The sequence below is a fragment of the Fibrella aquatica genome (genome assembly GCF_041321135.1).
Lineage (GTDB): Bacteria > Bacteroidota > Bacteroidia > Cytophagales > Spirosomataceae > Fibrella > Fibrella aquatica.
The window spans coordinates 369,474-383,973 of the sequence record NZ_JBGGWF010000003.1 but is presented as its reverse complement, the minus strand read 5'-3'; the positions used below and the strand labels follow the sequence as shown (position 1 = coordinate 383,973).

Genomic DNA, 14,500 nt, shown 5'->3' with positions numbered 1-14,500 from the left:
CTACCGAAGCTGGAGCTTCGGTGCTACATTACATAACGTCCCGTATTTCAGCCAGTGAGCCGATGAGTTGGTGGTGGGGGTACGTAATCAGTTGGTCGCGGGAATGAGTGCCGTTGGTGACGCCTAGATTGAGCCCCACACCTGCCGCCTGACCGCTCAACAGATCGGAGGGCGTATCGCCCACATTAACGACCGCTTCGAGATTGGTGATGCCCAGCAACTGCATGGCTTTTTGAATCATTAGCGGCTCAGGACGGCCCTTGGGCACTTCGTCTGATGCGATTGACGCCTGAATAATCGTTTGCGGTGTGCCAACATACCCGGCGTTCAGGCCTTCGAGCCAGCCAAGCTTGCCTAGAATAATGTCGGTTACTTTTCGGTAGAAACCCGTAGTCAGCGCAATGGCAATTCCCTGCTCGCGAAGAAAAGCAAAGGTTTCCAGACAACCTTCTGTTGGCGTGATGTCGTGCGTCAGGTAGTGGTTTTCCAGCACCTCCGTAAAACGCTGGTACGACGTATCAACGTGGGCTGTCAGTTCGGGCGAATCGGCTCCCAATAGTTCACCCCAGAGTGTTTCAAACACAAACCGTTTCGACAGGCCCTGCATGGCCAGAATACGCTCGGCGCTAACCGATAAACCTGTTTCGACAGCGGCCTGAGCAAAGCATTGCTCCACCTCATGCTGATCGGTCACGGTGGTGCCCGCCATGTCGAAAACAACTAACTGGTATGGTTTCATAGTAGGAAAGGGTTGCTCGATTGAGTTAGGATCAATCGGGCTCAAACCTACAAAAACCAAAACTCAGGTACGTTACGAAGTTGTTAAATTCGATTGGATGGCAGGCCGACAACCTGCCTACATAAACGAACTCATGGCCGATTCGTTGGCCAGTTCTTCGGCGTGCTCTTTTCCTAAGTACTTGTCGATCAGGTTATGAGCCAGATACAGCACGGGCGTCAGCAGAATGGCGGTGGTTGCTTTGTAGAGGTAATTGATAATGCCTACAGCAATAACCTGCCCGATAGACCAGTTGCCGAAAACATAGAAGGCGATGCCCAACACCACAAACGAATCGATCAGTTGCGACACCAGCGTTGAGCCCGTAGCCCGCAACCAGATTTTACGACTGCCCGTAATACTCCGCAGGTATTGAAACACCGACGCATCCAGAATTTGCCCGATCAGAAAAGCGGTGAGCGACCCAATGATAATGCCCAACCCCTGCCGGAAAATCATCTGGAAGGCATTGTTGATATTGATTGGATTACCGGCCCCGTCCTGCGCGTTCACATCGAGCCAGAATTGAGCCGGTGGCAGGGTGGTTACGGCATAAATAATGATGAAGCTGTAGGCCACGAAGCCGGCGGTCAGAAACGAGATGCGCCGAACGCCCGCCTTGCCAAAATACTCGTTGATAATGTCGGATGTAATGAACACAAACGGCCAGATAACGGCCCCGGCAGTAAGGTTAAAATCGAGGATAAAGTCCCCAAACAGGTGAATCTGAGCGGGTTTTAACCCTAGCGTAGCTTCGCCCGAAAAGATCTTAACGCCAATAATTTCGGCAATGATCGCATTGACCAGAAAGACCGCACTGAGGAAAATATAGAGGTTTGTCCTTTTGTTGGTAAATGAGTGAGATGGCATAGATGATTAAGTCGAGAAGATGACGGGATGAACAGGATTTGCAATGCTAAGTTGCCTAAATAAACGCTGTTCATCCCGGAATTCCATCAAAATAAATCACTCGGAACGTAACACCTCCAGTGGTGGGCGATTCAGTACGTCGCGGCTATTGAGCAAGCCGATCAACATGGTTAATCCGGTGACGGTGCCAATCACAATCAGCAACGGCCACACGCTCGGCGCGTAGGGCATCTCGAATACATAATGGGCCAGCACCCACGTACCCAGCACGGATAACAAAATACCCGATAGCGATGCCAGCAAACCCAACAGACTGTATTCAACCAGCGTGATGCGCAGGATCTGACGGCGACTGGCCCCCAGCGTACGCAGCAACACGCTTTCCTGCATACGTTGGTACTTGCTGATAACTACCGAGCTGCTCAGCACGAGCAAGCCCGTCAGGATACTGAACAAAGCCATGAACCGGATCACGAACGAGATTTTGCTCAGAATATCGTCGAGCGTTTTCAGGATCAGACCCAGATCGATGGCCGACACGTTTGGGAATTTATTGACCAGTGCCCGCTGAAACGTGGCCGATTTCTCAGTATTAGGCACACGCGTCATCAGCACGCTAAACTGCGGAGCCTGTTCGAGCACGCCATTCGGGAAAACGACCAGGAAGTTGGTTTGCACGCGGTTCCAGTCCACGGTCCGGGTGCCGCCAACAGTAGTTTCAATAAGGGCACCCTGCACGTTAAACGTCAGTTTGTCGCCGAGTTTCAGGTGTAAACGCTTCATAAAATCATCTTCAAAGGTCACTGCCGGCACCGGATCGCCGGACCGACCGTCGGTCATTGCCTGTGCTTTACCTGAACTGAGTTTCTCCGACGAGATAAGCGAGTCGCGGTAGGTAACCCGGTATTCGCGGTTCAACGCCCACTCGGGAATATGGAGCGACGTGTCCTTACGAATAGCCGCCAACCCGCGTCCGTTAATGGTTTCCAGTCGCATAGTCACGATGGGCACCTGTTGCATCACCGGCAGGCCTGACTGTTTAACCAGGTCGCGCACGCCCGTCGTTTGCTCGCGCTGAATATCGAACAGCACCATGTTGGGTTGCTCACCACTGGCCGAGAACTGCACCCGGCCCAGCAGCAGCGTTTGAGTGAGGTACAGGGTCGTGATCAGAAAAGCACCTAATCCGATTGACACTAATAGGATAAGCGTCTGATTCTGGGGACGATACAGATTGGCCAGACTTTGCCGCCACACAAAACTCCACGAGCGCGGGAAGAATCGGCGCACTACGGCCATGAGCAGCAAGCCCATACTCGTCAGCACCAGAAAGCTGACGGCCATACCGGCGGTGAAACCACCAGCCAGTTTCCAGTCGCGGGTTTGCCAATAGGCAAAGCCAAACACGAACAAGGCAATGAGCCCGAAAACCAGCCACCGTAACGGATCGCGGCCCGATACGTCATCTTCGAGCGAGGCTCGTAACGTGCGCAGCGGCGACACTTTGCGGATGAGTAACAGTGGCAGGGCGGCAAACAGTAACGCAATAATCAGGCCCGTGATGATACCCTGACCAATAGCGGGCCACGAGAGATTGACACTGACGTCGACAGGCAGAAATGAGCCAAAAACGATCGGCATCAGCCATTGTAATACCGACCCCAGGGCAGCACCCAGTATGGCACCGCCCAGCCCCATAATAGCCGTTTGGACGAGGAAGATCAGGAATGCCTGCCAGCCGCTGGCCCCTAACGTGCGCAACACCGCCACCGACGTAATTTTCTCCTTTACATACAGTTGCACAGCACTAGCTACGCCTACGCATCCTAACAGCAGCGCCACAAAAGAAACCAAATTCAGGAAACGGGTAAGGTCGGCGAAGGCGCGGCCCGTCTGTCGTTTTCGCTCCTCCACGGTATCTGAATTCAGACCTGCTTTGTCGAGCGTGGGTTCAAGGCGTTTTATCAGCGCAGGTACGTCGGTTGTCTTCGCAAATTTGTAGTAGTATTTGTAATTGACGCGGCTTCCTTTTTGCACCAGACCCGTTTGGTTCAGGTACGTTGCCGGTACAAATACGGTGGGTGCCACGGCGGCAGTAGCAGCGGTAGCGCCGGGCGTTTTCAGCACTCGCCCCGCCACCAGAAACGTCACTTCGCCAACGCGCACCGAATCACCCACATTAGCGCCAAACTGCACCAATAACGCATCATCGACGAGGGCCACAGGTACGTTGTTTGTCCTGAATTGAGCAATAGCCGAGGCGGGCTCAACGTCCCACGTGCCATAGTACGGAAAACGCCCTTCCAGCGCTTTCACCTGCGCCAATCTTACGCCGCTTGTGCGCGGAAACAGCACCATCGACGCAAAGGCCGTTTCGCTGCTACGTTCGTTACCAATGCCTTCGAGCAGATTTTTTGTTTTCTGTGAAGGGGCTTTCGACGCCGTCACGGTCAGGTCGGCGCCCAACAGTTCCTGCGCCTGTTCATCGATGCTGCGAGCCAGATTATCGCCAAACGAATTAATGGCAACCAACGCGGCAATCCCCAGCACAATGGCCGACATAAACAGCAACAGCCGCGACCGGCTCCGCCGACTATCCCGCCAGGCGGTATTTAGAATAAAGTTCATAGGAAGGGAGAAGTTTGTGGTTTGTAGTCTGTGGTTTATGGTTGCGCTGCTCATTAACAGAATAGTGACTGAAGGGCTAGCGCGAGCATGTGCTCGTGCCTATAATGTCGCAAGCATTCGCTTGCACAGCGCGAATGGGCAATTGTAGCTGGTGACTCATCTAGCTAGCTATTCATTCTTGCATTACCGTATTGCGCTTTCGCGCTGTGCAAGCAGATGCTTGCCACATGAAAGGCACGAGTACATACTCGCGCCAGCCCTGAGAGTTGGTTGAGTAGCAGCGCAACCACAAACAACAGACTACAAACAATTAAACAGTTCGCGTCTGGGCTGTGTCTTCCACCACATGCCCACCTCGGATGCGGATCATGCGCTGGGTTTTGGCGGCCAATTCGAGGTCGTGGGTAACAATGACGAGCGTAGTGCCCGCTTCGCGGTTCAGGTCGAACAGCAGACTTTCAACCGTTTGGCTGGTATCTTCGTCGAGGTTGCCGGTTGGTTCATCGGCAAACAAAATGGCTGGTCGGTTCGAGAATGCCCGGGCCAACGAAACGCGTTGCTGTTCGCCACCACTCAGTTGCAAGGGGTAGTGATGCCCCCGGTCGGCCAGGCCAACGCGGCCAAGCAAGTCACGGGCAATACGCTCGGCCCCGCGGGTGCCCCGCAATTCGAGCGGCACCATCACGTTTTCAAGGGCGGTAAGGGTAGGCAATAGCTGGAAGTTCTGGAAGATGAAGCCGACATGCTGGTTACGTACCGCCGCCCGCTGATCTTCATTCAGATTGTCGAGTTGTACGCCGTTGAGCCACACACTGCCCGACGAAGCCCGGTCGAGGCCTGCACACAGGCCCAACAGCGTGGTTTTACCGCTGCCGCTCGGGCCAACAATGGCGAAACTATCGCCGGGTTGCAGGTCAAACGAAACATGGTGGAGTACAGTGAGTGACTGACCGGCACTTTGGTATGTCTTCGTCAGGTTTTCGACGCGTAAACTCATAAATCAGGTTGTATCAGGTACGTTGCCTCTGTTGTCACGTACCTAGCCATAACCACGCCGGCCCGGTTTTCGTCACGTTGTGGAGCGAAATTAGGGGGATCGGTCGCAATGGGCGGCTTATCGGTAAGAATGAACGGGGCAACGTATTGTAGACATTGGACGTTGGATATTGGATGTTAGACCAAATACAGGCTTGTCCAACGTCCAATATCCAGCATCCAATATCAGGTTGTAAACGTTAAGCACACTTTCGGGGTTTGACAAAGCAACGACCATTAGTCATCTTCACTATGCATCCGATTGCCCGCTTTGCTCCCCTGTTGGGACTCATTATTTGCCTGAGTTGCAATTCAAAAACCGATACCTCAACTACCGAAAAAAAAGGTTCGGATTCAATAGCAACGGCCGCTGCAACATCGAAAAAGAAAGTCATCGTTTTCTTCGGAAATAGCCTGGCTGCCGGCTACGGTCTGGAGAATACGGCCGATGCGTTTCCGAACCGGATCGGTGCCCGCATCGATTCATTGGGCCTTCCCTACCGCGTGGTCAATGCCGGTCTAAGTGGCGAAACAACCGCCGGTGGACGAAGTCGCGTAGGTTGGGTACTACGTCAGCCGGCCGATATTTTCGTGCTTGAGTTGGGTGGTAATGATGGGCTTCGGGGAATTCCGCTGAAATCATCGCGCGAGAATTTGCAGGCGATTATCGATACGGTCCGGTTGAAAAACCCGGAGGCTCGAATCGTCATTGCCGGTATGCAGATTCCGCCCAATCTGGGTCGGGCATATACCAACGAGTTTCGGGAAATCTTTAAGGAACTGGCCACGAAGAACAAGGCCGTGCTTATTCCGTTTTTGCTCGAAACCGTGGGTGGTGATCCTAAGCTCAATCAGCCCGACGGCATTCACCCCAATGTGGAAGGCCACCGCATCGTTACCGAAACTGTTTGGAAAATCATCGGACCAATGGTGGCGAAATGAGGAAGCCCTATTGCGCTTTTTCCCAGATCAGGCGGGCAATTTCGGCCATTCCCTTATCATTTGGGTGCGCTGCTACACCGGGGTCTTTAAACTGTAAAGCTCTGTATTCAGGCTTGTTGACAAGATCACACAGACAGGCCAACGGGTACCCTTTTTCAGCCGCGACCTTGCGTATCACGGCATCTACATGGGGCTGGTCCCAGAAACTGGTTGTACAGACAATCTTGTGCGTAGTGGCCGAATGATCAGCTATATAGTCTAGCAGTTGGCGATAATACAATTCGAAATTGCGGGTATTTGCCTGTGTATCATCAATGTTTTCGGCAATCCGCACAACGGTTAAATCAGGCTTTACGGAAAAAGAGGGGTCATATTCATTGAGACCAATTTTCCAGTAGCTGCTCTCGAAAAGAAAGCCTCCCGACAAAGTGACCTTCACGGTAGGAAGTCGCTGCTGTAGCTGGCGAGTCAGGATATGAACAAAGTCTTTTTCTGGAGCCGACGCCGCCATGCCGTGATTATACGGCCACCCCACTGCCGGATCAGGGCCTAGCTTCATGATGCTATTACCCAGAATGACCACATTACTATAGCTCAGATTGAATGTGGTTGATGTGGCACGAGACACACGATTACCCGCTCGTATACGAGTCAGGTACGTCCCTCCGTTTTTCAGCACAAACTGAGTCGCCGCCATCCAACGGGCACCCCCATCTGTTGAATATTCAAGCGTACCCTGGCTGGGTATTGAGTCGGCTGACAGCCGAATAAGTGTTCCAATCGGCAAGGTCCCCTTGTCAGGATCGAACCTTGGCAGAGGGACAGATAAGCTGTCATTTTTTGTAACTGGATTTACTACTGTCGTTACCTCTGGTGAAGAACAGGAGCAAGTAGTCGACGAAACAATTGTTGTTGTGGATGACGGGCCGCCCGTACCGGGAACCACTGGAGAAACTACCGCCCGACCGCTTGAACTACAACTTTGTAAGCCAACTAAGGAAAATCCGCAAGTGGCTAAACACGACACAAGAAAGACTGAGTAGAACCACTTTGTTTTCATAATTACAGCCAACGTGTGCATGAAGCACATTCCTAACCGGATGACAAAGAAGTAAACGAGTTAGTTTCTGCTACTTGCTTATTGATCTTTTTCCAGATTAAGCGGGTAGCTTGCCCCACACGCCTGTCATTCAGGCAAATGACCATATCAAGCAATATCTATAAATCTTCATATGCTTGTGTATATAATTTAAACATAGGTAATTACTTACAGAAGGAAACGGTACCTATATTTGAGGCACCCACTTCTTCTTTATGTATGTTATTTAACTCGCCTATTTTCCTTTTCCTCTTTCTGCCCTTTTTTTTATTATTATACTATTTAATCCCATTAGATTATAAAAATATACCTATTACCTTAAATTGGCGCAATGCCTGGCTTTTTGCCACGAGCCTCCTCTTCTACGCCTGGGGCGAGGGGCCCATAGTTATTGTGCTGCTGGTATCGATAACGATCAATTACGTAGCCGGCATATTGATAGCCGGCGGTCATCGCCGTTTTGGACTGGGCCTATCACTAGCGGGTAGTTTGTCATTACTCTTTTACTACAAATACGCCAATTTTGCGGTAGAGACTGTACAACAACTAACAGGCTGGCCAACCATAGATGCTAACTCGTGGGTCAATCCAGGGCTTATATTACTGCCTATTGGTATTAGCTTTTACACGTTCCAGGGCATATCATACGCCCTTGATGTGTACTGGGGCCGCATTAATGTCAATAAGAATTTCATCGATTACGGCACCTACACGGCTATGTTTCCCCATCAGATCGCCGGTCCAATCGTTCGTTATGCAGACATTGCCCCTGAACTGTCGGGACGGGAAACCTCTGTAGACATGCGGGCAGCTGGTGTTGAGCGATTTATTCTCGGATTGGCCAAGAAGATGTTGTTGGCCAATACATTTGCCGAAGTAGCCGACACGCTATTCAACGTACCTGTCAACAGCATTTCGGTGGCTGCAGCCTGGCTTGGCGTAATAGCTTATACGTTACAGATCTATTTCGATTTTTCAGGCTACTCCGATATGGCTATCGGCTTGGGTCGTCTCATTGGGTTCAATTTTAAAGAAAATTTCAACTACCCTTACACTGCTCGTTCAATACAGGATTTCTGGCGGCGCTGGCACATCTCACTCTCAAGCTGGTTTCGTGACTATGTGTATATACCTCTGGGCGGAAGCAAGGGATCGAAGGCAAAGACATATCGAAACTTGCTGATTGTCTTTTTTATCACCGGACTTTGGCACGGAGCTAGCTGGAATTTTATTATCTGGGGATTGTTTCATGGTGCTTTTTTACTGGTAGAGCGAGCCGGGTTGGCTAATCGGCTAAAGCAGTGGCCTGCCGTAATTGGTCATGTTTACACGTTGCTGGTCGTGATGATTGGCTGGGTATTATTTCGAGCCAACGATTTTAGCGCTGCCAGTGCCTACATGGGCCGGTTGATAGGCCTCAACGGTTCCGAAACGTCCTATGCGTATACCATCAACAGCTTCACGTCTACGACCATAGTGGGCACGTTCATACTTGGGGTTATTTTCACAACACCCGTGTATTTCATGGCTCAACGCCACCAAGATCAAGTCCCGATCGGTATGTTTCGGAATATTGGCTACGTAGTTGGCCTGCTCAGTTTATTCTTTCTGTCGATGATGAGTTTGGCTGCGAGCACGTACAACCCGTTTATTTATTTTCGATTTTAACGGATGAAAAATCTTAAAAATAAAAGCCTGGTTGCGTGCTTTTTCTTACTTATTTGTCTGCCAGTAATCGATCAGGTATTGGGTATTTCGTCCTTTCGCACAATGGAAAAGAAGTCATCTTCTTTGCCAGAAGCGGGCTCTCTACACTCCATTCAGTCACTAAAAAAAGCCGTTCGGAAATTTGATACTTACTACAAAACTAATTTTGGTGGCCGTAACGGACTGGTATTCTTACACAGTACACTACACTACTACGTTTTAAACGATTCTCCCGTCCCTCAGCAGGTTATCCTCGGCAAAAAGGGGTGGCTATACGTTGGTGATCAGTACAATCGGGTAATGCAACAGCATCAGGGATTATGGCCTTTACCACTTGATTCCGCGAAGGCTATTGCGCAATATATAGCAGATGTTCATCAAAAATTGGCCAATAAGGGAATACAGTTATATATACTGATCGCTCCTGACTCGCACTCGATCTATCCGGAATATCTGCCCGATCACTTATCGCCTTGTCCGCAAGTTCAGGCAGACGGCCTTTGCAAAGAGCCCGAAACGCCCCATGACGTGCTTAGTCGAGCAATGCAAAAACAACCGGCAGTACCTTTCCTCGACATTCGAGATGCCTTACGCAAGGCAAAACAAAGAATAGATGTTTACAAGGAAACAGACACCCATTGGAGTAGCTACGGAGCATTCATTGGTACTGCCTCGCTTGTCAATCGAATTCGACAGAAATTCCCAACCATTCGTCCAATACGGTGGAGTGAGTACGACATGCAGATCATGCGGGGTGGCAGTGGCGATTTAGCCGCGCTCATGATGCTTCAGGGACAGGTTAAAGATCAGACCTTTTGTAGCATAGTCATTAAACCCGCCGTCAGAGCTGTTGCCACTCAGCAAGCAACGGATAAACAAGCGTCACATTTTCAGGGAAAAGACCCAAGTCAACCGTCGATGATTTTCTTTGGAGACTCATTCAGCGAAGGCATGTTAGCTTACATACCCAGTTACTTCAGTCGATCGACTGCCGTACATCAGCCAACTCTCGACTGGAAGCGCATTGACCGGGAAAGGCCAGACATTGTCGTTGTGGAGATCGTTGAACGAAATCTACGCGATTTAAGGAAGTTATAGGTTAGAAGAAAGAATTGAGAGGCAAGAAACAAGAGTGGCTCTGCTCGAGTACCGTCTGGTGCCCCGGCAGAGCCATTCTTATTTCTTGCCTCTCAATTCTTGACTCTTATCCTTTGTAATACTTCCGTGCTTCGGGAAGCAGCTTTTGCAGGTCAGAAATGCGGCGGGAATCGGATGGGTGCGTTGACAGAAACTCGGGAGGTTTGTTACCGCCACCGGCTTTGGCCATGCGACCCCAGAAATTGATCGCTTCAGCAGGGTCATAACCGGCCATAGCCATGAAAATTAGGCCAAGTTTATCGGCTTCTGATTCCTGCGCTCGGCTGTGAGGCAGTTCACGCCCTACCTGATATGCCGCAGGCAGGGCAACACCAACTGCCTGATATAAAATGGCTTTAGTAGCACTTGGGTTTTGCTGAGCTCGTGAACCCGCAAAAGCCTGACCCGCCTGAATAAGCCCACTCGACAGTAATCCTTCGCTCATTCGCTCGCGGCCATGCTCGGCAATGGCGTGCGAAATTTCGTGGCCCATCACGGCCGCCGCACCCGCTTCATTTTGTGTGTAGGGTAAAATGCCCGTATAGAAAGCCACTTTACCACCCGGCATACACCAGGCATTAATCTGCGGACTTTCAATGAGTGCAAACTCCCACTGATAGCCTGCCAGGCGTTCGCTAAAACCATTGCTGTTCATATAGCTTTCCATCGCCTGCCGCAGTTTGTTACCCACGCGCTGTACCATCTCGGCCTGACTACTACTCCGAACCACCCGGCTCGTGTCTAAAACGCCCTGATAGCTCTGAAAACTCATTGGCAATAGCTCAGCATTAGAAACCACTACCAGTTGCTTACGGCCCGATAGTGGTACTGTCTGACAGCCAATCAGAAACCCTAAGGCCAGCATTCCTATAATCAACTTTTTCATCGTGTTCGTGAATTACGTTCGTTGGACAATTCGCTAAGGCGTTGCATCCTAGAGTATACGTACCCGTCTGCTTGCCCTTTTGTTTATCAGTTTTGACGAGCGGGCGGGGTTATGGTTTAGTTTTGTGAGCGTTCCCTGCCTTAAAATGCCCTGAAGAACCAGGGGCTGTCCAATTTCGAAACGCCCGTATCACCATGAAAATCATTGCCGTCGGCCGCAATTACGTAGAGCACATTCAGGAGTTAAACAACGAACAATCGGGCGATCCGGTTATTTTCCTGAAACCTGAAACGGCCATTTTATACCGTAATGCACCGTTCTTTTACCCCGACTTTTCCACCGACGTGCATCACGAAGTAGAGGTGCTGGTGAAGATCAACCGCGTGGGTAAAAACATCGAAGAACGCTTTGCCCACAAGTATTACGACGAAATCGGGCTGGGCATCGACTTTACGGCCCGCGATGTGCAGAGTAAATTGAAAGCAAAAGGCTTACCCTGGGAGTTGGCTAAAGCGTTTAATGGCTCGGCCCCCGTATCGGAGTTTATCCCGAAAACAGAATTTGACGATCTGCAAAACCTGAACTTCGGGCTGACCATCAACGGCGAAACCCGGCAGGAAAGCAATACCAGTCTGATGCTCTTCAAAATCGATTTTCTGATCGCGTACGTGTCGCGCTACTTCCTGCTTCAGAAAGGCGATATTCTATTTACCGGAACCCCTAAAGGCGTTGGCCCCGTACAGATTGGCGACCGGCTGGTGGCGACCCTTGAAGGCCGCGAAATGCTGAATTTCGGGGTAAAGTAAATGCGTAAAAACTGAATATTTTTTGAATACGTTACCTTCATAAGAACAACAACAGGTTAGTTATGAAACACACGATCTCATTAGAATTAGACGAACTAAACAGCGGACTGATTCAGCATCTGAAAGAGATGTTTAGTAACTCTCGCCAAAAACGCGTGACTATCATTGTTGATGACGAGCCTGACGAAACAGACTACCTGCTTCAATCATCAGCCAATAGGGAACGCCTCCTCCGTTCTATGGACAATGCGCGTCAGGGGAATCTAGTTTCGCCCGATCTAGCAGCCTTTCGTGGAGTGAATCCTGATGCGTAAACCTGTTTTTACGCCTGAAGCCTGGGAAGACTTCACAGAGTGGGCACGAGCTGACCTGAAAATCGTCAGGAAGATAATCGAGCTAATTGATGATGCTACCGAAACGCTTTTCACCGGTATCGGAAAGCCAGAACCCCTTAAGTATAACCTTCGTGGCTGCTGGTCAAGGAGGATTACGCAAGAGCATCGCCTGGTCTATGAAGTAACCGACCAGACAATTGTTGTTCTTGCCTGTAAATACCATTATTGATTGACGATTTGAAATACCCCTGCTTTCTCCTGCTAACCCTGCTGCCCGCTTTCCTGTTTGGACAGGCACGCAAGCCACTGCCTTCGCTGGTGCAACCCGGCTATCTGTTGTTTCCCATCAATCCCGGTCAGGCAGGATCACTGTCGGGCGGGATGGGCGATTTACGGGGCAACCACTTTCATGCTGGTTTAGACATCCGAACGGGCGGTGTTGAAGGCGTACCGGTACACGCCGCCGCCGATGGATACGTCTCCCGCATTGCCGTGTTTACGGGTGGCTACGGAAACGTCATTTTCCTGAAACATCCCAACGGACTTACCACCGTTTACGGCCACCTGAAAACGTTGAACGACACGCTGGGTACGTACCTGCGCGAAAACCAGTACGCTAAAAAAACGTTTGAAATCGATCTGAGGCCCCAACCTAACGAGTTTCCGGTCAAAAAGGGCGACGTTATTGCCTTGTCTGGTAATACCGGCGGATCGGGTGGGCCCCACTTGCATTTCGAGGTGCGCGACCCCAACGACAACCTCATCAATCCATTGCTGTATGGTTTTTCGGAACTGACCGACGATGTACCCCCCTATTTTGAGCGCATCGCTATCCGAACGCTTACCCCGGATTCGCGGCTGAACGGCGAGTTTCAGCGGCAAACGTTCACGCCCGTTCGTCGGGCCGACGGTTCTTACACCATTAGTCAACCCATTTCGGGATCGGGGCTACTGGGGCTGGAATTGCTGGCTTACGACAAAACAAATGGCTCGCCCTATCGCAACGGACTGAACTGCGTGGAGATTCGGCTCGACGGCAATGAGGTCTTTGCCTACAGTATGAACTCATTTCCGCACGAGCAAACGCGGTTCATCAACGTACACATGAACTACGAGGCCGAGCAATTGAGTGGTCAGCGTTACCACCGGGGTTACCTGGCCGACGGCAATAAACTGGCTTTGTACCGTACCAACGCCTATCGGGGAAAACTGCCCCTGCTCGACGGAAAACCGCATGAAGTAAGCATTACCCTGTTCGATAATTATGAGCACGCCACCACGCTCCGATTCATTGTACAGCCCGAACCGGTAACCACGCCTATTCTGGCACAGCCAATTCAGACGCTCGTTACCGACAGTACCGATCTGGATGAAGATGCCTCGCCCATCAGGCTCTCGGTGCCCAACGTAACTCTGACCTCAGATAATAACGTGCTGAAACTGTCGGTACGGGAACTGCCCGGTGTACCACCCAATGCCCTTTTGTTCTCCGGCAAAAAAACCACCGAACTCCCCGTTGCCTACACCCGCGACAGCAAAGCCATTTACCTGATCGACCTCAGCAAAACGCTACCCGATTCGGTGCAGATTGGCCGGGGACGTCTTCCGCTCAACTTCCGCCAGGCCATTCTTCCGGGACGTAACCAGGTCATCGACGCGGGTAACGTCAATATCCGCTTCAACGCCGAATCATTGTTCGACACACTTTATTTGTCGACCCGAACCTCGCGAAGCAACATACTGGAGATCAATGAATACACAACTCCACTCAATGACTTCATCGACGTCCGTTTTACGCCAGTAACGCCGATGAGCATCGACACCATGCGCACGAAAATGTATGCGTTATCAGCGGGCCGTCAACGCTTTATTGGTGGTAAATGGACGAACAACCGTATTGAGTTTCGAACCCGTGAACTGGGTAAGTTTGGGTTATTGACCGATATGACTCCGCCCGCCATTCGGGTAGTAAGCGCCACCGGTAAAAATATCATTGCCCGCATCAGCGACGACCTGTCGGGAATTGATCAATTCCGGGTGTTTGTCAATGGCGAATGGACGCTGATGCAGTATGACTACAAACGTGCCCTGATCTGGTCGGACAAGCTCGACGCAACCGTTCCGTTTGAACCCGGTTCAGAAGTAATTCTTCAGGTACGTGACCGGGCGGGTAACATCGGCGAGGTGGTAACCAGCATTGCAACGGCTCCGGCTCCGAAACCCAAAGCCGTAAAGAAAGCTCCTGCAAAAAAACGCGGACGGAAACGCTAGGGTGAA

13 protein-coding genes are annotated in these 14,500 nt (G+C 50.9%); 7 read left to right on the top strand and 6 right to left on the bottom strand.

What is annotated here, in order from left to right:
• Positions 1-28: 28 nt before the first annotated feature.
• The 4 genes from ACAW87_RS09255 to ACAW87_RS09240 form a co-directional block, all read right to left on the bottom strand.
• Positions 29-739: an HAD family hydrolase gene (locus ACAW87_RS09255; protein WP_370723091.1), complete on the bottom strand. Its 711-nt coding sequence runs from the start codon at positions 737-739 to the stop codon at positions 29-31.
• A gap of 117 nt (positions 740-856) precedes the next feature.
• Entirely contained in the window at positions 857-1,648 is a 792-nt protein-coding gene (locus tag ACAW87_RS09250) for a queuosine precursor transporter (protein ID WP_370723090.1), read from the bottom strand.
• A gap of 96 nt (positions 1,649-1,744) precedes the next feature.
• Positions 1,745-4,276 carry an ABC transporter permease gene (locus ACAW87_RS09245; protein WP_370723089.1) on the bottom strand — a complete coding sequence of 844 codons (2,532 nt, stop codon included), beginning with the start codon at positions 4,274-4,276 and terminating at the stop codon, positions 1,745-1,747.
• 310 nt (positions 4,277-4,586) lie between these two features.
• Positions 4,587-5,273 (bottom strand): ABC transporter ATP-binding protein, encoded by a 687-nt coding sequence (locus ACAW87_RS09240; protein WP_370723088.1) that lies wholly within the window; start codon positions 5,271-5,273, stop codon positions 4,587-4,589.
• A gap of 290 nt (positions 5,274-5,563) precedes the next feature.
• Here ACAW87_RS09240 and ACAW87_RS09235 point away from each other — a divergent pair, with 290 nt between their 5' ends.
• Positions 5,564-6,253 (top strand): arylesterase, encoded by a 690-nt coding sequence (locus tag ACAW87_RS09235; protein WP_370723087.1) that lies wholly within the window; start codon positions 5,564-5,566, stop codon positions 6,251-6,253.
• Between the two features lie 7 nt (positions 6,254-6,260).
• Here ACAW87_RS09235 and ACAW87_RS09230 read toward each other — a convergent pair whose 3' ends face one another.
• Positions 6,261-7,040, bottom strand: a complete 780-nt coding sequence (locus tag ACAW87_RS09230; protein ID WP_370723086.1) for an SGNH/GDSL hydrolase family protein — start codon at positions 7,038-7,040, stop codon at positions 6,261-6,263.
• A gap of 705 nt (positions 7,041-7,745) precedes the next feature.
• On the opposite strand from ACAW87_RS09230, the gene ACAW87_RS09225 reads away from it, so the two are divergent.
• Complete coding sequence (locus ACAW87_RS09225; protein ID WP_370723085.1) at positions 7,746-9,020, top strand: MBOAT family O-acyltransferase; 1,275 nt, start codon at positions 7,746-7,748, stop codon at positions 9,018-9,020.
• A 3-nt stretch (positions 9,021-9,023) separates the two neighbouring features.
• Positions 9,024-10,157 carry an alginate O-acetyltransferase AlgX-related protein gene (locus tag ACAW87_RS09220; protein WP_370723084.1) on the top strand — a complete coding sequence of 378 codons (1,134 nt, stop codon included), beginning with the start codon at positions 9,024-9,026 and terminating at the stop codon, positions 10,155-10,157.
• Between the two features lie 106 nt (positions 10,158-10,263).
• Here the strand turns inward: ACAW87_RS09220 and ACAW87_RS09215 are convergent, their stop codons facing one another.
• Positions 10,264-11,082 (bottom strand): M48 family metallopeptidase, encoded by an 819-nt coding sequence (locus ACAW87_RS09215; RefSeq protein WP_370723083.1) that lies wholly within the window; start codon positions 11,080-11,082, stop codon positions 10,264-10,266.
• A gap of 194 nt (positions 11,083-11,276) precedes the next feature.
• Here ACAW87_RS09215 and ACAW87_RS09210 point away from each other — a divergent pair, with 194 nt between their 5' ends.
• The 4 genes from ACAW87_RS09210 to ACAW87_RS09195 all read left to right on the top strand — a co-directional run bounded on the left by ACAW87_RS09210 (position 11,277) and on the right by ACAW87_RS09195 (position 14,494).
• The gene (locus ACAW87_RS09210; protein WP_370723082.1) at positions 11,277-11,888 is read left to right on the top strand and encodes a fumarylacetoacetate hydrolase family protein; all 612 of its coding nucleotides are present in this window, start codon (positions 11,277-11,279) and stop codon (positions 11,886-11,888) included.
• A 62-nt stretch (positions 11,889-11,950) separates the two neighbouring features.
• Positions 11,951-12,202, top strand: a complete 252-nt coding sequence (locus tag ACAW87_RS09205; protein WP_370723081.1) for a type II toxin-antitoxin system Phd/YefM family antitoxin — start codon at positions 11,951-11,953, stop codon at positions 12,200-12,202.
• Positions 12,195-12,452: a Txe/YoeB family addiction module toxin gene (locus ACAW87_RS09200; RefSeq protein ID WP_370723080.1), complete on the top strand. Its 258-nt coding sequence runs from the start codon at positions 12,195-12,197 to the stop codon at positions 12,450-12,452. The genes ACAW87_RS09205 and ACAW87_RS09200 overlap by 8 nt, the downstream gene beginning before the upstream one ends.
• Before the next feature lie 152 nt (positions 12,453-12,604).
• Positions 12,605-14,494, top strand: a complete 1,890-nt coding sequence (locus ACAW87_RS09195) for a M23 family metallopeptidase (RefSeq protein ID WP_370723414.1) — start codon at positions 12,605-12,607, stop codon at positions 14,492-14,494.
• The last annotated feature ends 6 nt before the right edge of the window (positions 14,495-14,500 follow it).

What these genes read in the sequence shown, in the direction of transcription:
- ACAW87_RS09215 (WP_370723083.1), bottom strand. Translation starts at nt 11,082, where the DNA reads ATGAAAAAGTTGATTATAGGAATGCTGGCCTTAGGGTTTCTGATTGGC.
- ACAW87_RS09210 (WP_370723082.1), top strand. Translation starts at nt 11,277, where the DNA reads ATGAAAATCATTGCCGTCGGCCGCAATTACGTAGAGCACATTCAGGAG.
- ACAW87_RS09235 (WP_370723087.1), top strand. Translation starts at nt 5,564, where the DNA reads ATGCATCCGATTGCCCGCTTTGCTCCCCTGTTGGGACTCATTATTTGC.
- ACAW87_RS09245 (WP_370723089.1), bottom strand. Translation starts at nt 4,276, where the DNA reads ATGAACTTTATTCTAAATACCGCCTGGCGGGATAGTCGGCGGAGCCGG.
- ACAW87_RS09200 (WP_370723080.1), top strand. Translation starts at nt 12,195, where the DNA reads ATGCGTAAACCTGTTTTTACGCCTGAAGCCTGGGAAGACTTCACAGAG.
- ACAW87_RS09255 (WP_370723091.1), bottom strand. Translation starts at nt 739, where the DNA reads ATGAAACCATACCAGTTAGTTGTTTTCGACATGGCGGGCACCACCGTG.
- ACAW87_RS09195 (WP_370723414.1), top strand. Translation starts at nt 12,605, where the DNA reads ATGGGCGATTTACGGGGCAACCACTTTCATGCTGGTTTAGACATCCGA.
- ACAW87_RS09220 (WP_370723084.1), top strand. Translation starts at nt 9,024, where the DNA reads ATGAAAAATCTTAAAAATAAAAGCCTGGTTGCGTGCTTTTTCTTACTT.
- ACAW87_RS09205 (WP_370723081.1), top strand. Translation starts at nt 11,951, where the DNA reads ATGAAACACACGATCTCATTAGAATTAGACGAACTAAACAGCGGACTG.
- ACAW87_RS09250 (WP_370723090.1), bottom strand. Translation starts at nt 1,648, where the DNA reads ATGCCATCTCACTCATTTACCAACAAAAGGACAAACCTCTATATTTTC.
- ACAW87_RS09240 (WP_370723088.1), bottom strand. Translation starts at nt 5,273, where the DNA reads ATGAGTTTACGCGTCGAAAACCTGACGAAGACATACCAAAGTGCCGGT.